Raw genomic sequence first — 21,588 nt, forward strand, 5'->3', positions numbered from 1 at the left:
AATTGGTGAGGCTATATCTTTGTTTTTTGATGAATATCAGACCCATTTCACGATGCAACTCGAAGTTAACAACCGGCAGATCATAAAAATCGCCGCCCCTATATGCCTGGCACTGATCATCCCTCAGTTTAACCATATGACCAACACCGCTTTTCTCGGCCGGCTGGGCGAGCTGGAGTTGGCGGCCAATGGTATTGCCGGCATCTATTACCTCGTGATGTACATGATCGCCTATGGGCTCAACAACGGCCTGCAGGTGCTGATCGCCCGCCGGGCAGGACAGCAGCAATACAGCAGTATCGGTCAGCTTTTTGCCAATGGGCTGGAAGTTGGTACTTTCTTTTCGCTGGCGGCCATTTTGATCACACTGGCGGTAGCGCCATATTTTTTCTCCAAAACACTGCACAACCAGGAGATCCTTTCCGCAGCGGTTTCGTTCATTCGTATCCGTATCTGGGGGCTGCCCTTCCTTATGATGCTGAGCATGGCCAATGCCTTTTACATCGGTAGCGGCAATTCCCGCGTACTGGCGGTTACTTCACTGTGTCAGGAAACCATCAATATCTTCTTTGACTATACGCTGATTTTCGGAAAGCTGGGGTTACCGGCCATGGGGCTGAATGGGGCGGCGGTAGCTTCTATTATCGCAGAAGTGACCGGTTGTTCAGTGGCTTTCAGTATTATCTTTCTGAAAAGATACCATATCCGCTATAGCCTGTTCACCTATTTACGGCCCAATTGGGACATCATCCGGAATATCCTTAATGTGTCAGCCCCGCTGATTGTGCAGTTTCTTTTCAGCATCGGCAGCTGGTTTGTCTTTTTTATTTTCATTGAGCACCTGGGAGAAAGACCGCTGGCCATTTCCAATATGCTGCGTAGTATTTTCGGTTTCTTCGGCATTTTCACCTGGGCCCTGGCGGCCACCTGTAATACGATGGTGAGCAATATCATTGGGCAGGGTAAAGAGCACCTGGTATTTAAAATCATCAAGACCATCGCTGCTATCAGCCTGGGCTGCGCTACCGTGGTATGCATACTGGTGAACCTCTTCCCTTTCACCCTGCTGCATATCTATACTAACGACGCTTCGCTGATTACAGCGGCGATCCCTTCCATCCGGATCATTACCCTCAGCACGTTGCTGATGGCTGTGGCAGCGGTAGTGCTCAGCGGCGTTACCGGTACCGGCAATACCCGCATGAACCTTTTCACCGAATGTACCGCGGTAGTGGGTTATCTGATCTATTGTGATATTGTGATAGAGAGGATGCGTAGCCCGCTGCATCTGGCCTGGGGCGCGGATTTCATCTACTGGATATTGATATTCGGGCTTAGCGCCTGGTATCTGAAAAGTGGTAAATGGAAAGGAAAAGTGATTTGAATTACGAATTACAAATTACGAATGGAGGACCCGCTTATGGAAAGGTTACCTGGAGAATGCGCTAACAGAGCGTTCTCCGGGTAATTTCTTTATTGAAGATCATCGAGCATTTTTTTGCAGTCAGCCTTGATGCTGGCGTCATCCTGATAGATGCTGCGCAGTGTCAGGGCTTTTTTCAGCACTTCAATGGCTTTCTCCTGCTGATCATCTGCCTTGTAGGCACGGGCCAGTTCGTAATAGTTGAGCAGAAAAGCGGGGTCCAGCTGCCGGCATTTTTCGTAGTTGGCGATCGCGTTTTTAAGCGAGCCGTCCGGCAGGCCACCGAAGAGCATTTTGGCAGCGCCTCTTTCGAATACATTGAGATTGGCCACTTCGTAATTCCATTTGCCTAACACATGGTATGCCTGTGCGAGGTTAGGATTGAATTTAATGGCCAGTTCGGCATATTTCTTCACATCTTTGGAGGCGGCTACTTTTTCTTTGGCGCCGGAGATGAGGGCCATACGTCCCATCGCCACTGCCATGGCCAGATTGGCGTCGGCGTTGTTAGGGTCAACTTTCAGGGCTGACTGCGCATAACTTTTCGCCTGATTAAAGTAGTTAGTTTTAGCGCTTTTATCTTTCTGGCGGTTGCCGATACGGGAGCACATCTGGCTGGCCTGATTCAGTGCGTGTATTTCGCCGGGTTGTATTTTTAAAATTTCCTTGTCCTTGTCCAGCGCAGCTTCTTCTTTCATCTGTAATTCCAGCTGCTTGGCCTGTTCCACCATTTCGTCTACAGATTGGGCTTTGGCAAATAATACAGTGCAGAGCAAAAATGAAATTGTCAAAATCCGTTTCATCATAGGACTGGTTTTTAACAGGATAAGAAATGCTTGATTTACTTGTTGCTATAAATCTACGGAAAATTACAAATAATTAGCGCGGGCAGGCGTGTATTTTAGTATTCCTTTTCCAGTGATACCAGTGAGTTACGGATGCTGGCGCCCATTGGTGGGTTTAGTTTCCGGAGGGTAACAGTGCTGTGTTGGATAGCGGGATAACGTTCCTTCAGCGTATCAGAGAGGGCGTATACGACTTCTTCCAGTAGCGGTTTGGGTTGGGCCATGATTTCTTTCGCTATTTCATAGATCCCCTGATAGTTGACCGTGTCAGTGAGTTCGTCGATGGCAACGGAGCCAGGTATACGAACAGCTATATCGAGGAGAAAGTCGTTGCCAATGACGGTTTCTTCCGGGTAAAAACCATGATAGGCATGGAAAGCAGCTTGTTCGAGCGCGATAGTAAGCATTGGATGACAATTACGAGTTACGAATGACGAATGACGAATGACGAATTGAGGTGCAATTCGTCATCCGTCATTCGTCATGGTGTTATGATTAGGTTCAATCACGAATTACGGATCACCAATTACTGTTCATTCGTCATTCGTCATTCGCAATTCGTAATTGATTATTGGTGTTCTTTAGCCGACAGGTATCTTTCAGCATCGAGGGCGGCCATACAACCGCTACCGGCTGCTGTTACAGCCTGACGGTAGATTTTGTCCTGTACGTCGCCGCAGGCGAATACCCCTTCTATGCTGGTACGGCTGCTGCCCGGAACGGTCACGATATAATCCTGTTCGTCCAGTTGCAGATAGTCTTTAAAGATAGCGGAGTTAGGCTGGTGGCCGATAGCCACGAAGAAAGCGCTCACCGGAACGTCTTTTTTCTCGCCAGTTTGGTTGTTACGTACTCTTACTGCTTCCACTTTATTTTCGCCGAGTACTTCATCCGTTTCGGTGTTCCAGTATACGATGATATTGGAAGTTTTGAGGACGCGGTCCTGCATTACTTTAGAGGCGCGCATTTCGTGCTTACGTACCAGCATATGTACGGTGGAGCACATTTTGGAGAGGTAGAGTGCTTCTTCAGCAGCAGTGTCACCTGCGCCTACGATGGCTACCTCTTTACCGCGGAAGAAGAAACCGTCGCATACTGCGCAGGCAGAAACGCCGGAGCCGTTGAGCCGCTGTTCGGACGGGAGTCCCAGCCATTTGGCGGAGGCGCCTGTTGCGATGATGATAGCGTCGGCAGTGATTTCTTTCTCTTCGTCGATGGTTACTTTATATGGTTGTTTACTGAAGTCCACCGATGTGGCCAGACCGTAGCGGATATCAGCGCCCATGCGGGTAGCTTGTTTTTCGAAGTCCACCATCATTTCCGGGCCCTGGATACCTTCGGGATAGCCGGGATAGTTTTCAACTTCAGTAGTGATGGTGAGCTGGCCACCGGGTTGGATACCCTGGTACAATACTGGTTTAAGGTTGGCTCTTGAGGCATAAATTGCAGCGGTGTAGCCGGCGGGGCCGGACCCGATGATCAACAGATGCACATGTTCTTGTTGCTTGTTTTCCATACTTTGATTGCTCTATATAATTATTTCCTGATAATAACTGTTTTATAGGTGACTGCGTAGCCGCCCCAGTAGCCGATGGCGCCGGGCACATTCCCGATAATTTTAGTGGGAGATGCGAACGGGTTGCCGGTGCTGTTATACGCAAAATCGAGTGCCCTCCAGAAGGTGTAGGTGGCTTTATCGACGTTGCAGAATTTAAGCGTCACCGTGTCGCCTCTGTTAAAGAAGCCGTTTGTTTCCGGGTCTGGACGTTTGCTTTTATCCACGCCGGCGTCCACAGGAATTTCAAATGTTGTGCCGTTCACCACCTGGTCATCCAGGGTAGAGTTCAACCCTGCCAGAAAGGGCCCGCTGTTAGTCCGGGTGAAGTACCTGGCGTAGTTGCCCGGTGCAGCAGCATCCGTGATTCTGGCCCACAGGCGGGCTTTTAACGTATCGTCGCCCTGTCTTGTCCGTCGCCACCAGATGGTGTCCAGATGGAAATCGGGCAGGGGTATAGTTGTCACTGCCTCATATGACTTATTGTCAGCAGTAATCTTTAAGGTATACCGGCCACCTGGTTTTCCTTTGAAAACGGTGGTTGTTTTGGTGGTATCGGGCACGTAGGCGAAAACGGGGCCCAGGCCTGGTATTTCCACGATTTTCTCCTCCAGTGTCATGGTGCGGACACTGTCGGAGACGGTCACCACGGCCTTATGTACAAAGGAGGCCAGTAATGCCGCGGCATCTATCCTGGAAAAATAGTCAAGGCTGCGGGTGAGCACTACCTGCGGGTACCGGTTGGTTTCAAATTTACCTTCCACCACCAGCGATTGCTCCTGCTGTTGTAAGTTGACGCTAATATCTTTCTCGCAGGCGGAGAGCAATATAACTGCAGCCACTAATGTCATCAGGAGGTTGCGCATAGTTGCAAAAATAAGCGGTGTTCACAATATAAAAACACCGGCCATGTATTTACAAGGCCGGTGTTTTTATAGATTAAGAGGGTTATATACTGATTTCTGATTTTGGGATTTTTTGATTTAGTTATTTAAATCGAAAATCTGAAAATCTGAAAATCTAAGCTATTATCCCAGGTAGGATTTCAGGGCGCCGCTATAGCGTGCTTTCTGGAGCCTTTTGATAGCGCGTTCCTTGATTTGCCTGATTCTTTCCTTGGTCAGATCGTACTTCTGTCCGATTTGTTCGATTGTTGCGCCGTTTTCACCATCCAGACCGAAATAGGCATTCACAATTTCCGCTTCGCGGGGGCTCAGGGATTTTAATACCCGGCGTATTTCCTCGCGGAGGGAATCTCTCATCACGTCATCGTCGGTAATGTCTCCACCTTCCAGCAGGTCTCCCATAGCTACGTCTTCAGCTTCATGTACTGGTGCGTCCAGTGACATATGGCGGGTGTTGCTTTGGAAAATGTTGTTAATTTCCGATTCAGACATTTCCAGGATTTCTGCGAGTTCCTCGGTAGACGGTTCACGCTCGTTTTCCTGCTCAAATGCCATGTAAGCTTTGTTCGCTTTATTATAGGTGCCAATTTTGTTTTGCGGCAGACGAACAAGACGACCTTGTTCAGCCAACGCCTGCAGGATGGACTGGCGGATCCACCAAACTGCATAAGAGATGAATTTGAAACCTTTTGTTTCATCGAAACGCTGCGCAGCTTTGATCAGGCCTAAATTACCTTCATTGATAAGGTCGCTGAGGCTAAGCCCCTGGTGCTGATACTGCTTGGCAACGGAAACCACGAAACGCAAGTTTCCTGTAGTCAATCTTTCAAGAGCCTTCTGATCGCCCATTTTAATGCGCTGCGCCAAAACGGTCTCCTCCTCAGGTGTTAACAAAGGGATCTTCGAGATTTCCTGCAGGTACTTTTCTACCGCCTGCGAATCACGATTGGTGATCTGGGTGGCAATTTTAAGTTGCCTCATATGAAAAATTGTATTGGTTTATAAATAAGAATAACAGCGAAAGAAATATTTTGTTTGAATTTTGAATTTAATTAACTTACAAAATTTCCCACACCTTATTCGTTTGTTTTAATTAGCCTGCAAAGATCGTGCTAACCCGTCACTCTACCAAATCCTTCTTTTTTTCCACTTCGCTATAACAAAGTACAGTTTTATAACGATATTTTATAGTGCTTTAGTCCTTGTTGCCACACGCTTTATGCAAATTTTAACAATTGATAAATAATCATTATTAAATTAGCATCTTAACTAATTTATTGTCAAAGTCCTTGCAAATTATTCAATCATATGATAGACTTTCGCAGCGATACTTTTACACGCCCCAGCCCCGGCATGTTACAGGCCATGTTACAGGCAGAAACAGGAGACGACGTTTTCGGTGAAGACGCCAGCGTCAATAAACTGGAAGCCATGATGGCAGACTATTTTGGCAAAGAGGCAGCCCTTTACTGCCCTTCCGGCACCATGAGCAATCAGATCGCCATCAAAGTACATACGTTGCCGGGGGATGAAGTGGTTTGCAGCAGCCTCGCCCATGTGTATATTTATGAGGGAGGCGGCATCGCTGCCACATCCGGCGCACAGGTACAAGCCATTGATGGCGACCGCGGCATGATCACCGCTGCACAGGTGGAAGCTGCCATTAACCCCGACGACGTACACAAAGCCCGCACCAGCCTGGTTTGCCTCGAAAACACGTCCAACCGCGGCGGCGGATGCTGCTACGATTGGGAAGAGGTGCTTCGCATCCGGCAGGTGTGCAACCAGCATAAACTGGCCCTGCATATCGACGGCGCCCGCCTTTTTAACGCCATCGTGGCCACCGGACAGGATCCCAGGGCCTACGGACAGACATTCGACAGTATCTCCGTATGCCTCAACAAAGGAATGGGCTGCCCTATGGGCTCCGTACTCCTCGGCAGCAAAGCCTTTATCCGGGAGGCCCGCCGCGTACGCAAAAGACTGGGCGGTGGCCTGCGACAGGCCGGCTATATGGCCGCTACCGGCATCTACGCCATGGAGAACAATATCCAGCGCCTCGAAGAAGACCATCAGCACGCCAAACAAATAGCGGCCGCCCTGCTGGAAAAAACGTTCATCGGCCATATGCTGCCGGTGGAGACCAATATCCTCATCTTCGAAGTAACCGGCGGTGAATGGACACCTCAAAAACTGACTGATCACTTCCGCAAAGAAGGTATCCTTACGTTGGCCATCTCCCCTACACAGGTAAGAATGGTGGTCCACCTGGACATCACCCCTGACATGGTGGCAAAAACCTGTCAGGTGATTGCTGACACCATGTAACGGTACCGTCTATATATAAAGACACTTATCTCCCACAAAAGGTGCATCCCACGATGCACTTTTTTTTTGCACAAAAACCGTCGGGTGCGGCCCATACGCAGCCGGTCACAGGGAAACCCGGGCACACGGGCCTTCCCTCTTCTTCCTGCGGCCAACGTTCCGGCCTAATATTCTGCCTCATTATTTCCTTCTCTGGTCAATCTCCGTTATTTTTGCAGACTTATATTATGAATAGCATGGAACTCTCGAAAAATTACCTGCCTGCAACGGTTGAAGACAAATGGTACCAACACTGGATGGACAAAGGTTATTTCCGCTCTACGCCGGATAGCCGCCAGCCCTTTACTGTAGTGATCCCCCCGCCTAATGTCACCGGGGTCTTGCATCTTGGCCATACCCTCAATGAAACTGTCCAGGACATACTGGTGCGCCGCGCCCGTATGAGCGGTTTCAACGCCTGCTGGGTACCGGGTTCCGACCATGCCTCTATCGCCACGGAAGCCAAAGTGGTAGACATGCTGAAACGGGAGAAAGGAATCGAAAAATCCCAGCTGTCCCGTGAGGAATTCCTTAAACACGCCTTTGAATGGAAGGATAAATATGGTGGTATCATCTACCAACAGATCAAAAAGCTCGGCTGCTCCTGCGACTGGGACAGGGTGACCTTTACTATGGACGACCACTATTATAAAGCGGTCATCAAAGTATTCGTGGAACTGTACAACAAAGGCCTGATCTATCGCGGTGCGCGTATGATCAACTGGGACCCCAAAGCTAAAACAGCTTTGAGCGATGAGGAAGTAGAATACAAAGACATCCAGGGTTTCCTGTATCACGTAAAATATGCTATCACCGACGCGGAAGGCAAGCCTACCGGCGAATTCATTACCATCGCCACACAGCGTCCGGAGACCATCATGGGCGATACCGCCATCTGCGTCAATCCGGAAGATGAAAGATATGCCCACCTGAAAGGACATTTTGCCATCGTTCCGCTGGTAAACCGTCCCGTGCCCATCATCTTTGATACCTATGTAGACAAAGCCTTCGGTACCGGCGCCCTGAAAGTGACGCCTGCACACGATATCAACGACTATAACCTTGGTCTGAAACATAACCTCGAGATCATCGACACCCTCAACGAAGACGGCACCCTGAGCGCTGCTGCCATCGTGTTTGTGGGCGAAGACCGTTTCGTGGCCCGTAAGAAAACAGTAGCGGCCCTCGCAGAAGCCGGCCAGCTGGTGAAAGAAGAAGCTTATACTACCCGCCTGGGCTACAGTCAGCGTAACCCCACCACCGTAGTAGAGCCACGCATCTCCACCCAATGGTTCGTAAAAATGGCGGATATCGCCAAACCAGCGCTGGACGCAGTGGTAGACGGCGATGTAAGGATACATCCCGGCGACCGTTTCCTGGCGACTTACAAATACTGGATGGAAAACGTGAAGGACTGGTGTATCTCCCGCCAACTGTGGTGGGGACAGCAGATCCCTGCCTGGTACGCTGCTGACGGCACCTTCGAAGTAGCCGCCACCGCCGAAGAAGCGGTAGCACAGTTTGCACAGAAAGGCATCACGCTCTCCGCGGCAGACCTGAAACAGGACGAAGACTGCCTGGACACCTGGTTCTCTTCCTGGCTCTGGCCCATGGAAGTATTCAATGGTATTTCCAGCCCTGACAACGCAGATTACAAATACTACTACCCTGGTTCCGTACTGGTAACCGGTCAGGATATCATTTTCTTCTGGGTAGCCCGCATGATCATGGCCGGCCTGGAATTCAACGGGCAAAAGCCTTTCAGCGATGTGTACTTCACCGGCATGGTAAGAGACAAGGAAGGCCGCAAGATGAGCAAACAGCTGGGCAACTCACCTGACCTGCTGGAGCTCATTCACAGCTACGGCGCTGACGCCGTACGTTTTGGCGTCATGATCAGCTCCCCGGCCGGTAACGACCTGCTGTTTGATACTTCCAGCTGTGATCAGGGCCGTAACTTCAACAATAAAATCTGGAACGCGCTGAAACTGGTGAAAATGTGGGAATCCCGTCAGGCAACTGATGACGTGGACGCTTCCAGCCTCTTCCCGATCAGGTGGTTCCAGAGCCGACTGAACGAAGTACAGGCACAGGTAGCCTCCCTGCATGCCGACTTCCGCCTCAGCGAAGGCCTGAAAGCCATATACAGCCTTATCTGGGACGATTTCTGCAGCTGGTACCTCGAATGGGTTAAACCAGGTTTTGAACAACCGATCTCCGCTGCGGTATACGCCCAAACCGTGTCTTTCTTCGAACAGCTGATGCAACTGCTGCACCCGTATATGCCATTCATCACAGAAGAAATTTACCAACAGCTGCAAACACGCGAGGAAGCTGATGTGCTGATGATAAAACAATTCACCGCACCTGCTGCACCGGTACACGCCACCCTGCTGGAAGGCGTACTGGCACAGGAAGTGATCACCGGCATCCGCGACGCCCGTGTTAAAAACCAGATCAAACCGAAAGATCCAATCGTACTGCATATCGAAACCAAACACGAGAATGCCTTCAAACAAATTGAAGACACCATCGCCAAACAGGTTAACGCCAAAGCGGTACATTATGTACAGGAAGCAGTTCCCGGCTGTATCACCCTCGTGGTACAGAAAGATAAATTCTACCTCGGTACCGAAACAGTACTGGACACTACTGCGCAGAAAGAATCCCTGCTCAAAGATCTCGAGTATCAACAGGGCTTCCTGAAGTCAGTGGAAAACAAACTGGCCAATGAACGTTTCGTACAGAATGCCAAACCGGAAGTGGTAGAAGCGGAAAGACGCAAAAAAGCGGATACCGAAGCAAAAATTCAGATTATAACGGAAAGTTTGAAATCTTTATAATTTTAGCCATCGCCCGGTCGTTAGTATACCGGGCGATTTTTTTATCCCGTCACTATCATGCTGAAACACCTGTCCGCATTCATTTTCCTGCTGTTGATGATCAACGTGAACACTTTTGCCCAATCCGGCAAAAAGCCCGTTCCTGCTACCAAAGGCGCTCCGGTAAGTAACAAACGGCCGGCGAAGCTCCGCAGCAGCTGGGGCCTCTTCCTCAGTGACACCCTGCCGAAAAGCCAGGTGGTGAGACTGCTGGACTCCGCGCTGGTAGTGCGCGACGAGAAAAATCACCTCTACCCGGTGATTTCTTTCGCCTTCACATACGAACAACATCAGCCTTACCTCAACGACACCACCGGCCAGGCAGCCATTTATAAAGACTACACCGGAGATAATTTTAAGACTTCCCGCCTCCCGGCTCTCTGGAGCTCACGCCTGAAAGAGAGTTTGCAACAGGGAGATGTGTTGTACTTCGATGATATTCTGATTGAATATGTGCCTGATAAGCTTTACCGGGCGCCGTCCTTACGCATAACCGTTAAATAATTGGGGGATTTTGGGATTTACAGATGTTGGAATTTCGGAATTAAGCTGAAGCTCATAGCGAATAAAAGAGAAGACCGAAGTGATATTTAATCGCTTCGGTCTTTTTTATTTTATGAATTCGCTTATTTGATCCCCGAAATTCCAACATTCGTAAATCAAAAAATCCCAAAATCAATAGTTAAACAGCTGTTGCAACGGGAGAATAAAATCCACTCTGTTCTGTGCATTGTCTACCGGATCTTTATCAAACAGGTGGCTGAACCGCACGCCACAGGTAAACGGCAATGTATTGCCGATGCGGGTATCCAGGAAAAGTTCTCCCCCGGCTGAAGTATAGCGGTTGTCCCGTTTGTTGATAAAATCGCGCGCCACACTATAGTCATAGAACAGATTACCCCGGACACGGCTGAAATAAAGGATCTGCGCAAAGCCCCAGTCGGGGTACGCCAGCGGCAGGTGGTAATTAGCTCCCAGCTTATATATCCGGTCGTAGAAAGGCGTATTATACCCTCTCGCATACACGAAATTATCCGTAAAAGTATAGTTGAAGTCCTGGTCGCGCTGCCGGTAGGCGGCCTGTAATACAATGTTGTGATTTTGGGAGAACCCGGGAAGATACTGGTCTATACGGCCATAGAGCTGCTCAGCGAACGGATTACCCATCGAGTGATTGTAATACAGCGCGATATACTGGCCAAAATGGCTATAGATATTCTGTTTGGCTTTGATCCGCATATTGCTGAATATCAACCGGCTGCTCAGGTATTGCAGGTTATCATTTCTGAATTTGAAATTTCCCTGCGGATAACGGTGAAGGATATTGTAGTCCCCGCCGATGACCAGGCTACGGCTGTATAGTCCTGACGACAGGTTCACCGGCACCGACAATCCTGCATGCCAGGTCAGCTCATTCCAGTAAATGCGGCCGAGGTTAGGCACCACCGTATTGCGGTTAAATACATAATCCACCCCGGTGCTGAGATAGGGGAACCATCCGCCGAAAGTGAAGCTGGCACCAACATCAGAGTACCCTTCATTTCTGTTATAGGTGTATCCCAAAGAAGTATTGGTGGTATTCAGGACGTTTTCACCCAGCAACGAGATGCTATAGTTGGGTTCATTAAAAGAAGGCACCCAGCTATGGAAGTTGAACGGGCGTGTAAAGAGCGCGTATTTCCTTACCGGGAGGGAATCATGCGGCACGATGTCCAGTATATTGGCCCCTTCTTTCGCAGCAGGCTGTAACCATTTACTGTGCTGAAACGCAGCCACGGGACTTTCTTTCCAGGTTGTTTTCAGCGGCGCACGGTACAGGCGGTAACCGGCGGTGGTAAACTCGCTGAACACCAGGCTGTCCTGTTGCGGCGAGGCAGCCATGTGCAAGGCGCTATTACCTCTGTCCGTGATTTCATACGTTTTTCGGTCAGATAACGTGAGCGCGTATACGTTATTTACATCACGGGTGGAGGCAGTGAAGTAGACCGTATCTCCCTGTACAGCGGGTATGCCCAGTACCACGAAGCTGAAAGGCGTAAGCGGTGTGGTTTCGCCTGTTTGCAGCGACTGTTGTATGAGCGCCATCTCGCCCCGCTCGTTGCGCACCGCGCTGATCACGGCTTTATCATCTGCCGTAAACCGGGGGAAGGTATAGTACCAGTTGTCCGGGTTAGGCAGCACTTTTTCCACCGTACCGGTGGCGGTACTGATCAGCTGGAGGCTATAGTGCATATCCGGTGTGATGGATGCAGCCACCACCTTTTGACCATCGGCGCTGATATCCGGAGAGAAGAACTTGCCGCGGGGGGACACTGTTTTCGTACTGCCGTTGGTGTTGTCATGCACCCGGATAACGGAAAAATTTTTCCAGCCCCAGCGGGCATCGAAGCGGGCAGCGGCCCATACAATGCGTTGGTTGCGGTAACTGAAGAAATCATTATATACAATGCCGGGCCTTACCAGCAGTTGCTCTGCTCCGTTAGCGCTCAGGCGGTAGATACCCGGTACTTTATTGTAGGCGTCTTTCAGCACGATCCATTCACCACGACCGGCAGCATATACATATTTATAGTTGGTCACCGTACGGCTGGCAGCGGTGACCGGCACTGCCGGCGTAGTGTCCGGACGCGCCGCATAGTGGTTCCACTGTGGCTGGTATTCTGCCAACATGGCGTTATAGAAAGCGGTGATATTTTTACCGGTACGTTTTTTCAGGCTTTGGGAAAAGGGATAAAAGACGCCGCGGTAACGGACCGCATCGCTGGTAACGCCCTTCCAGAAGTCGTTGCCATAATGATCACGGCCATACGTTGATAACAGGTAGCCCAGCGGATAGTGGTCCGGAACGAAATCGCGGTAGGAGCCGTTGCGTATCTTCATATAGCTGTAGCGCTTGTCTTCGAGCGATAGTGCGCGGAAGCCGTCAAAGAAAGCCGGTAGCCGGCCTCTCCCCTGCTGACTGAAAGCAGTTTCATTAATGACCGCATCTCCTTCCCAGAACCAGTTGGGTACCGCGATATTCGTGGCGGCAGCCTGCCCGAGTTGTCCTCCGAGCCAGGAGAATACTTTTGACACGCCCTGGCGGAAGTTCATGTTTTGCAGCACGTGACGGTATTCGTGGAGTGCCAGTTGTTCTGTCCAGTTAAGGGAGCCCAGGTCCTGCGACGAGGGAGACGGTGCAAGGTAGAATTCAGAGCGGAAAGGCCCCAGCTGCACATATCCGTTCGACTGCATCGTCTGATTTTGCAATACGATATCCACTTTTCTTTCCAGCGGCCCGATAGAGTTGCGGGTATTTTTATTCAGCCAGGTAACGATATTGGCTACACGTTCTCCTTGCTGCGCCATCCCCTTTGGGAAAATAACGCGGACCGTGTCAGTATTGATCTGTTGCCATTTCAGGGAAGGAGGGTTGCCCCCGAATTGTTGGGCGGCAGCGGAAGTTGACAAAAACAGGAGCCAGAGGTAGTGACGCATAAAAAAATACGGATTACGAATTGCGGTACTGAGCGCAAAACGAAAATATGTTTCTTTCTTAATATAAACATATTTAAAATCATGTGCCCTGTACCGCTGTTTCCGTACTTTATGTTAGCATTCGCTGAGACTGATCGGGATGTTGACAGCGAGGCCGCCATCGGACGTTTCCTTGTATTTGGAATTCATGTCCAAAGCGGTGTCCCACATAGTTTTCACCACTGCATCGAGGGATACCTTGGCCAGTTCAGGATTACTTTGAAGCGCCAGCTGGGAAGCCGTGATGGCTTTGATAGCGCCCATGGTGTTTCTTTCAATGCAGGGTATCTGTACCAGTCCGCCGATAGGATCGCAGGTGAGGCCGAGGTGGTGTTCCATGGCTATTTCAGCAGCCATCAGTACCTGGCGTTGCGACCCGCCGAGGCATTCTGTCAGTGCCGCAGCGGCCATGGCAGAAGACACGCCTATTTCCGCCTGGCATCCGCCCATGGCAGCGGAGATGGTAGAACGTTTTTTGAAGATGCTGCCTATTTCGGAGGCAGTGAGGAGAAACTGCATGATCTTATCGTCGTGCAGGCCGTCGCAGAAGGCGATGTAATACTGTAGCACCGCCGGTATTACCCCTGCCGCACCGTTAGTGGGGGCAGTGACTACGCGGCCAAAGGAAGCGTTTTCTTCATTGACAGCGAGGGCGAAACAGCTTACCCAGTCGAGCGTATAGGTGAAATGAGCGCCTCCGGCACGGATAGCTTCTATCCAGGAGTTATAGTCGGTATAGGTGCGTCCTTTCAGGAGTTTTTTATTCAGCGCGGAAGCACGGCGGGCCACTTTGAGGCCTCCGGGCAGTTCACCGGTAGTGTGACAGCCGCGGTAGGTGCATTCCTGCATCACACGCCAGATGTTGAGAACGCCGGCGCGGGTTTCGGCTTCCGGCCTCCAGGCCAGTTCGTTTTCCATGACCAGTTCAGAAATACTGAAACCGGTTTTAATGCAAAACTGCAGCAGTTGCCGGGCCGTATCGATGGGGAAAGGCAGGTCGACCGAAGTAGTACCGCCGCCTATTTCGCCTTCCTGCACCACAAAACCGCCGCCAATGGAATAATAGGTAGCTGCGCGTTTATCGCCATCGGCGAAGGTGACGAGGAATACGAGGGCATTGGGATGGAATGGCAGGGATTCTTCGAAGAGGAATTCAATGTCTTCCACCGGATCAAAATCAATTTCATACTTACCGGCCAGCATCATTTTACGGGTGCGGCGCAGGTCATCTATTTTGCTGTTGATCTTATTAACGTCGAAAGTAACGGGGTCATCACCACAGAGGCCCAACAGGACGGCGATGTCTGTGCCGTGGCCGTGGCCGGTTTTGGCGAGGGAGCCATAGAGCAGCACCTGCAAACCGGTTACCGAAGACAGTTTACCGGCGGCATCCAGTTCATGCAGGAAGCGCTGGGCGGCCCTCCAGGGGCCTAAAGTATGGGAGCTGGACGGACCAATGCCAATCTTAAAAATGTCAAATACTGAAATACATTCGTGTGCCACTACATTATTGATTTACCTGTAAAAATAGGCCATTTTACATATTCAGCTATTTACGGATTTTGTTATTTAACGATTTATGTTTGAAAGTGAGTGGGGCGGCGACATAAAGAGGGCTGACCTGTTGGGGTCAGCCCGGGATATTTATTTTTTTTGGAAATCTTTCAGTGTTACATCGAACAGCAGGACCGCGTTGGAGGGGATGCCCGGTCTGCCATCGGGGCCGTAGGCGTAGATAGAAGGCAGGAATAGCTTAATGCGTCCTGCTTTGCCTATTTTCGGAATACCAACGGTCCAGCCGCTGATAACGCGGTCCAGATCAAAGCTGATGTTGTCGTTGCTGTCGAAAGATTTTCCATCCAGGAACGTACCGGCATATTTTACGGTCACGTTGCTGGTAGCGGTAGGTTTGTTAGCCACGTCACCGCTGTCGATGATCTGCCAGAAAATGCTGCGAGGATCGTGGGAAGCGGTGATATTATTGGTTTTCAGGTAATTGACAATAGTAGCGCTGTCCGCATCATATTGTGCCACAGCGTCGTAGGTTGGCCCATTGTCTTTTTTGGAGCAGGCCGCCAGTAATGCCAGACCTAACCCTCCCAGTAAAAAAACTTTCTTCATTCCGTTGATATTTGGATTTTATAGTTACACAAAAGCTATCTGATGTCCACCAGTTCCACATCAGAGATGATGATGGCATTGGGTGGAACGATATCTGGTACGCCGATGGTGCCGAAGGCGAGATATGGCGGGATGTACATCCGTATTCTGCCGCCTTTGGAAATTTTGCCCAGCCCTATCTGCCAGCCGGGGATATGATTTTTAAGTACGCGGTTATTGAAGTTGGTCACATCGAAAGACGCGTCGATGATGGTACCGTCCATGAGTTGATTGGTATAGTTAACATAAACAATAGAGGTAGGCTTTACGAAATGTACACTATCGCCCTGATTATAGATCCGGTAGTATAGTCCGGATTGGTCGCGCAGGGCGACTTCATTATGGGCAAAGAGATATTTTTGAATACGGGTATCTGTTTCGGCGTCCATGCTCATCTGCGGCGCGGCTTCCGGCGATGTTTTGGTGCAGGAGAGCAGCGACAATACCGGCAGACAGGCCAGGGCTATTTTTAGCAATAACTTCATTCAGTGTTCATTAATTTAATTACCAGGGGTATCTGTGTAACGCAATACCAGCGGTAAAGTTACAAGATAAAAAAAACTCCCGCAGAAAGGACTGCGGGAGTTTCTTTTTATGGTAATAAGACTGATTAGTAGTCCATGCCCATACCGTGTCCACCACCTGGCATAGCAGGAGCAGCGGATTTAGGTTCTGGTTTGTCAGCGATTACGCATTCAGTGGTCAGCAGCATACCAGCGATGGAAGCAGCGTTTTCGAGTGCGATACGGCTCACTTTAGTTGGGTCGATAACACCGGCAGCCAGCATTTTTTCATATACTTCTGTGCGGGCGTTGAAACCGAAGTCACCTTTGCCTTCTTTCACTTTCTGAACAACGATGGAACCTTCGATACCAGCGTTAGCGGTGATTTGACGCAGCGGCTCTTCGATAGCGCGTTTGATGATAGCGATACCGGTTTGTTCGTCGTTGTTGTCACCTTTCAGTTTTTCGAGAGATTCGATAGCGCGGATATAAGCCACACCACCGCCCGGAACGATGCCTTCTTCCACAGCAGCGCGGGTAGCGTGCAGGGCGTCATCTACGCGGTCTTTTTTCTCTTTCATTTCCACTTCGGTAGCAGCACCTACGTACAGTACAGCCACACCACCGCTCAGTTTAGCGAGGCGTTCCTGCAGTTTTTCGCGGTCGTAGTCGGAAGTAGTTACTTCGATCTGTGCTTTGATCTGACCGATGCGGGCCTGAATGTCTTTTTTCTGACCTTTACCACCCACAACGGTAGTATTGTCTTTATCGATGGTTACGGATTCAGCTTTACCCAGGTAAGTGAGGTCAGCATTTTCCAGTTTGTAACCTTGTTCTTCGCTGATAACGATACCACCGGTGAGGGTAGCGATGTCCTGCAGCATGTCTTTTCTTCTGTCACCGAAGCCAGGAGCTTTTACAGCAGCTACTTTCAGGGTACCACGCAGTTTGTTTACCACGAGGGTGGCCAGTGCTTCACCTTCCAGATCTTCGGAGATGATCACCAGCGGAGCGCCTTGTTGAGCTACTTTTTCCAGGATGTGCAGGATATCCTTCATGGTGCTGATCTTTTTGTCGTAGATCAGGATGTAAGGGTTCTGCAGTTCAGCCTGCATTTTTTCGCTGTTGGTGATGAAGTAAGGAGACAGGTAACCACGGTCGAACTGCATACCTTCTACTACTTCTACAGTAGTGTCGGTGCCTTTAGCTTCTTCTACAGTGATCACACCGTCTTTGGTTACTTTCTTCATGGCTTCCGCGATCAGTTTACCGATTTCGGAGTCATTGTTAGCGGAGATAGAAGCAACCTGTTCGATTTTTTTGTTGTCGTTACCAACTTTTTCGGACTGTTTTTTCAGGTTTTCAACGATTGCTTTTACAGCTTTGTCGATACCACGTTTCAGGTCCATTGGGTTAGCACCGGCAGCCACGTTTTTCAGGCCTTCGCCAATGATAGCCTGTGCCAGTACGGTAGCAGTGGTAGTACCGTCACCAGCCAGGTCAGCGGTTTTGGAAGCAACTTCCTTCACCATCTGAGCGCCCATATTTTCGATAGCGTCTTCCAGTTCAATTTCTTTCGCAACGGTAACACCGTCTTTAGTTACGCCGGGAGCGCCGAATTTCTTTTCGATCACTACGTTACGGCCTTTAGGACCGAGGGTTACTTTTACTGCATCAGCCAGGGTATCAACACCCTTTTTCATTCTGTTGCGAGCTTCTATATTGAAGAATAATTGTTTTGCCATAATGCTCTAAGGATATTTAAAAGATTAGTTTTTACAATAACACAAACCGGCTGTTATTAAACGATAGCCAGGATATCAGATTCTCTCATGATCAGGTAATCTTCGCCATCGATCGGCAGTTCCTGACCAGAGTATTTGCCATACAATACAGTGTCACCTACTTTTACAGTCACCGGCTCGTCTTTTTTACCAGGACCGGCGGCTACCACGGTTCCTTTTACGGGTTTTTCTTTTGCAGTATCAGGGATGATGATACCACCTGCGGTTTTCTCTTCAGCGGCTGCAGGTTTTACGATGATCCTGTCAGCTAATGGTTTAATACTTAATTTCTTAGCCATAGTAGTTTTTATTTAAAGAAAGTAGTTTGAATTGTGAATGCACCTTGCCACGAGAATTATGCCAAGGCGTTTTTATGGTCAAAATTGCAGATTGCAAATGTAATACAGGCTTTCGTTACTGACAAATTATGACAGCCAGCAGGAAAAAATGACAGGTGGATCATTTTCGAATTTAGATATTTTGATATTTTATTATTTGTTTTCATAACACAGGTTCCTTCCCGACTCAATGATCAAATGTCCAAATGATCAAATATCCAAATTTTTGTCTAGTTTTGCGCCCTTATACCAGTTCTTTTTTATACGATGATCAGTAGAAGAAATATCCGGGTTAAAGTAATGCAGACACTTTATGCCCTGGAAACGATGGAGCAAAGCAATATTAAGCCGGGCACGGCTACAAAGCTTCTGAACGAGAAGCTGGACCAGACCTGCCAGATCTTTACCTACTTACTTTATTCAGTGGTACAGGTGGCACAATACGCGGAAACTGATGCTCAGACCCGTGCTTCCAAACACTTACCCTCTGCCGAGGACCTGCAGGTGAATACAAAAATCGCAGGTAATGAATTCATTTATCAGATAACGAACGACCGGGGCTTTCAGGTAAATCTGGAACAGTGGAAAATGCGTCAGCTGACAGACACTGACCTGATCAGAAAGCTTTATAATATACTGGTAGCCACCGACACCTATAAGGCTTACATCGCGGACGAAAGCCGCACCAAAGCCGGTGAAAAGGAAATACTGGAATATATCTATAAGGAAATACTGGCCAAAAACGAGCTGTTTATCCAACATATGGAAGACACCTTCCTGCACTGGAGCGACGATGAGGAGATGATGGCCATCCTGCTGGGCAACTATTTCAACAAGCCGCACCTGTTCAACTTTCTGCAACTGATCAGCAAGGAAAAACTGGACTATGCGCGGGAACTGCTGCTGACGGTGATCGACAAAAAGGAATATTGCCTGGAGCTGATCAAACCTAAGTTGCAAAACTGGGACCCGGAGCGTATCGCGGCGGTAGACATGCTGCTGATGGAAATGGGCGTTTGTGAATTCCTCTATTTCCCGACCATCCCGACCAAAGTGACCATCAACGAATACATCGATCTGGCCAAGGCGTACAGCACGCCACAAAGCGGTCAGTTCATCAACGGTATCCTCGATAACATCCTGAAAGACCTTGAAAAAGAGTCGCTGGTGCAAAAACAGGACCGTCCGAAAAAGTAAGTGGAATGCAGTATTTTTAGGCCAAAACAACACCATTATGAAAACACTGCTCTGTTTCCTTACCTGTGGCACCCTCTTAATGGCTGCCTGTAATAACCAACCGGCAAAAGACAAGACCGCTGCCGCTGGTCAAACCGCTGCTTCCGGCAATACGGCTGAAGCCGGCAAAGCATCAGATCTTACTTTTGAAGAAAAGGTGCATAACTTTGGGGATATCACCCAGGGAGAAAAGGTGGAATATTCCTTTAAATTTACCAACACCGGCACCAGCCCGCTGGTAATTGAAGACGCCATCTCCAGCTGTGGCTGCACGGTGCCTGAATGGCCCAAACAGCCCATCAAACCGGGAGAATCCGGCTTTATGAAGGTTATATTCGACAGTCATGGGAAATCTGGCTATACCGAGAAAGAGATATCCATCAAAACCAACCGGGACGGTGGTTATCAGGTAGGCCCTAAAATCCAGTGTAATATCATTACAAAATAAGCGCTGTATTAGGCAAACTATTTAAATCAATTTATCGATGAACATCATGAACATTTTACTGATGGGGCCGTCACAAGGCGGTGCGCAAGGCGGTAGCCCAATGATTTCTATCCTGTTTTTTGGCGGTATGATCCTGATCATGTGGCTTTTTATGATCCGTCCTCAAACCAAAAAAGCCAAACAACAGAAACAATTCATTGACAATTTGAGAGAAGGTGATAAAATCGTGACCATTGCCGGCATCCACGGTAAAGTGAAAAAAATAAACGACAATAACACCCTGGTAGTGGAAGTTAGTCCTGGTACCAGCTTTACGATCGAACGCTCTGCCATCAGCATGGAGTACACCTCCGCTCAACAGCAGAAACCGGCCGAAACCAAATAAGCTATCAACAAACTATGATAAAAAAAATCCCGGCCATCATGTCCGGGATTTTTTTTATCGTAGTTTTCCGTATTGACTCATTCATCTGGACTTTATGTTAAAGGTAGGCATCACCGGTGGTATCGGTTCCGGTAAAAGCACCGTCAGCAAAATATTTGAACTACTGGGCATCCCCGTGTACTACGCGGACGATCGCGCCAAAGATATCCTGGTCAGGGACCAGGAACTGGCTGCGGCCGTACGCCAGCACTTTGGCCCGGAAACCTATGACGCCAGTGGTATGCTGAACCGCAAATATCTTGGCAACATCGTGTTCAACGATAAAGATAAACTGGCGTTACTCAACTCCCTGGTACATCCTGCCACTATCCGTGACTCCAACCTCTGGGCCAGCCAGCAACAAGCGCCCTATGTGCTGAAAGAAGCCGCGCTGCTGTTTGAATCCGAGTCGTTCCACTACCTCGACAAAATCATCGGCGTATACGCCCCACAACCCCTGCGTATCCTGCGGGTGATGAAACGCGACAACACTACCCGGGAAGAAGTGCTGGCCCGTATGCACAAACAAATCGATGAAAAGATCAAAATGCGTTTGTGCGATTACGTTATCCAGAACGATGAACAGCAACTGGTGATCCCACAGGTGCTGGCCCTTCATGAACAACTGCTGCAGCTGGCCGCCACCTGAGGTTACCTGGTGTATAGCAGCTCCCCTACTCCTGTGGCTTTTCCCTACCTTTGGGAAAAAATAAGAAGCCATGGCTACCACCTTTACCGCTCCCCTGCAACTCACCGACAATGCCGCTGCCGTCGTAAAACAACTGCTGCAGGGCAACGTGGAAGCGCCTTACCTGCGCATTGGCGTAAAAGGCGGGGGATGTTCCGGCATGGGTTATATGCTGGGATTTGATGCCCTCGGGGAAGATGATGATTTGTTCGATATTGCCGGTATCCCGGTGATCATTAAGAAAGCACATGGCATGTACCTCGTAGGGCTGGAAGTGGATTACCAGGAGCAGGAAGATGCCAGGGGGTTCGTATTCCGCAAACCGGAATAATGCGGCTCCTCACGGGTTCCCAGGGCTGAAGCCCTGGGCTACGATGTGATTCAGGCGTGTTTATGCGGCAGCATGCTGATCAAAAATGGCCCATGTTCTTCAGTAGTTTTTATGCCGCAGCATGCTGATCAAACTTGTTGATGTGCTTCTGATCTGTTTATTATAGCTTATAACTTACTACAT

At 49.3% G+C, this 21,588-nt stretch carries 20 protein-coding genes; 9 read left to right on the forward strand and 11 right to left on the reverse strand.

The features are described 5' to 3' along the window. Positions 1-52: 52 nt before the first annotated feature. Positions 53-1,384, forward strand: a complete 1,332-nt coding sequence (locus ICL55_RS32710) for an MATE family efflux transporter (protein WP_188105787.1) — start codon at positions 53-55, stop codon at positions 1,382-1,384. A gap of 89 nt (positions 1,385-1,473) precedes the next feature. On the opposite strand, the gene ICL55_RS32715 is transcribed toward ICL55_RS32710, so the two are convergent. The 5 genes from ICL55_RS32715 to ICL55_RS32735 form a co-directional block, all read right to left on the reverse strand. After that, positions 1,474-2,229: a tetratricopeptide repeat protein gene (locus ICL55_RS32715; protein ID WP_188105790.1), complete on the reverse strand. Its 756-nt coding sequence runs from the start codon at positions 2,227-2,229 to the stop codon at positions 1,474-1,476. A gap of 95 nt (positions 2,230-2,324) precedes the next feature. After that, on the reverse strand, positions 2,325-2,675 hold the full coding sequence (gene folB, locus ICL55_RS32720; RefSeq protein ID WP_188105792.1) for a dihydroneopterin aldolase: 351 nt from the start codon (positions 2,673-2,675) through the stop codon (positions 2,325-2,327). Positions 2,676-2,836: 161 nt separating this feature from the next. After that, the gene (gene trxB / locus ICL55_RS32725; protein ID WP_188105794.1) at positions 2,837-3,784 is read right to left on the reverse strand and encodes a thioredoxin-disulfide reductase; all 948 of its coding nucleotides are present in this window, start codon (positions 3,782-3,784) and stop codon (positions 2,837-2,839) included. Between the two features lie 20 nt (positions 3,785-3,804). Beyond that, complete coding sequence (locus ICL55_RS32730; RefSeq protein WP_188105797.1) at positions 3,805-4,689, reverse strand: DUF4249 domain-containing protein; 885 nt, start codon at positions 4,687-4,689, stop codon at positions 3,805-3,807. A gap of 162 nt (positions 4,690-4,851) precedes the next feature. Then, positions 4,852-5,709, reverse strand: a complete 858-nt coding sequence (locus ICL55_RS32735; protein WP_012793808.1) for a sigma-70 family RNA polymerase sigma factor — start codon at positions 5,707-5,709, stop codon at positions 4,852-4,854. Positions 5,710-6,036: 327 nt separating this feature from the next. Between ICL55_RS32735 and ICL55_RS32740 the strand changes: the two genes are divergently transcribed. The 3 genes from ICL55_RS32740 (at position 6,037) to ICL55_RS32750 (ending at position 10,481) form a co-directional block, all read left to right on the forward strand. Continuing rightward, positions 6,037-7,056: a threonine aldolase family protein gene (locus tag ICL55_RS32740; RefSeq protein WP_188105799.1), complete on the forward strand. Its 1,020-nt coding sequence runs from the start codon at positions 6,037-6,039 to the stop codon at positions 7,054-7,056. A 236-nt stretch (positions 7,057-7,292) separates the two neighbouring features. Then, complete coding sequence (locus tag ICL55_RS32745) at positions 7,293-9,938, forward strand: valine--tRNA ligase (protein WP_188105808.1); 2,646 nt, start codon at positions 7,293-7,295, stop codon at positions 9,936-9,938. Between the two features lie 57 nt (positions 9,939-9,995). Beyond that, positions 9,996-10,481, forward strand: coding sequence for a hypothetical protein (locus ICL55_RS32750; RefSeq protein ID WP_188105810.1), 486 nt, complete (start codon positions 9,996-9,998; stop codon positions 10,479-10,481). Between the two features lie 171 nt (positions 10,482-10,652). Here the strand turns inward: ICL55_RS32750 and ICL55_RS32755 are convergent, their stop codons facing one another. The 6 genes from ICL55_RS32755 to ICL55_RS32780 form a co-directional block, all read right to left on the reverse strand. Then, positions 10,653-13,454, reverse strand: a complete 2,802-nt coding sequence (locus tag ICL55_RS32755) for a TolB-like translocation protein (RefSeq protein WP_188105812.1) — start codon at positions 13,452-13,454, stop codon at positions 10,653-10,655. A 114-nt stretch (positions 13,455-13,568) separates the two neighbouring features. Continuing rightward, positions 13,569-14,996 (reverse strand): L-serine ammonia-lyase, encoded by a 1,428-nt coding sequence (locus ICL55_RS32760; RefSeq protein ID WP_188105814.1) that lies wholly within the window; start codon positions 14,994-14,996, stop codon positions 13,569-13,571. A gap of 141 nt (positions 14,997-15,137) precedes the next feature. Next, positions 15,138-15,614 carry an FKBP-type peptidyl-prolyl cis-trans isomerase gene (locus ICL55_RS32765; RefSeq protein WP_188105816.1) on the reverse strand — a complete coding sequence of 159 codons (477 nt, stop codon included), beginning with the start codon at positions 15,612-15,614 and terminating at the stop codon, positions 15,138-15,140. A gap of 35 nt (positions 15,615-15,649) precedes the next feature. Continuing rightward, on the reverse strand, positions 15,650-16,138 hold the full coding sequence (locus ICL55_RS32770) for an FKBP-type peptidyl-prolyl cis-trans isomerase (RefSeq protein WP_188105817.1): 489 nt from the start codon (positions 16,136-16,138) through the stop codon (positions 15,650-15,652). 125 nt (positions 16,139-16,263) lie between these two features. Continuing rightward, positions 16,264-17,901, reverse strand: coding sequence for a chaperonin GroEL (groL, locus tag ICL55_RS32775; protein ID WP_188105819.1), 1,638 nt, complete (start codon positions 17,899-17,901; stop codon positions 16,264-16,266). Between the two features lie 56 nt (positions 17,902-17,957). Then, on the reverse strand, positions 17,958-18,239 hold the full coding sequence (locus ICL55_RS32780) for a co-chaperone GroES (RefSeq protein WP_078667864.1): 282 nt from the start codon (positions 18,237-18,239) through the stop codon (positions 17,958-17,960). A 339-nt stretch (positions 18,240-18,578) separates the two neighbouring features. Here ICL55_RS32780 and nusB point away from each other — a divergent pair, with 339 nt between their 5' ends. The 5 genes from nusB (at position 18,579) to ICL55_RS32805 (ending at position 21,405) form a co-directional block, all read left to right on the forward strand. Next, positions 18,579-19,475, forward strand: coding sequence for a transcription antitermination factor NusB (nusB, locus tag ICL55_RS32785; protein WP_246496788.1), 897 nt, complete (start codon positions 18,579-18,581; stop codon positions 19,473-19,475). 37 nt (positions 19,476-19,512) lie between these two features. Beyond that, positions 19,513-19,962 carry a DUF1573 domain-containing protein gene (locus tag ICL55_RS32790; RefSeq protein WP_188105824.1) on the forward strand — a complete coding sequence of 150 codons (450 nt, stop codon included), beginning with the start codon at positions 19,513-19,515 and terminating at the stop codon, positions 19,960-19,962. A 37-nt stretch (positions 19,963-19,999) separates the two neighbouring features. Further along, the gene (yajC, locus tag ICL55_RS32795) at positions 20,000-20,347 is read left to right on the forward strand and encodes a preprotein translocase subunit YajC (protein ID WP_246496790.1); all 348 of its coding nucleotides are present in this window, start codon (positions 20,000-20,002) and stop codon (positions 20,345-20,347) included. 94 nt (positions 20,348-20,441) lie between these two features. Continuing rightward, positions 20,442-21,035, forward strand: coding sequence for a dephospho-CoA kinase (gene coaE, locus ICL55_RS32800; RefSeq protein ID WP_188105826.1), 594 nt, complete (start codon positions 20,442-20,444; stop codon positions 21,033-21,035). A 70-nt stretch (positions 21,036-21,105) separates the two neighbouring features. After that, positions 21,106-21,405 (forward strand): HesB/IscA family protein, encoded by a 300-nt coding sequence (locus tag ICL55_RS32805; RefSeq protein WP_188105829.1) that lies wholly within the window; start codon positions 21,106-21,108, stop codon positions 21,403-21,405. Positions 21,406-21,588 lie beyond the last annotated feature (183 nt).

This window comes from Chitinophaga varians (genome assembly GCF_014529945.1).
In the GTDB taxonomy this organism is placed as follows: Bacteria; Bacteroidota; Bacteroidia; order Chitinophagales; family Chitinophagaceae; genus Chitinophaga; species Chitinophaga varians.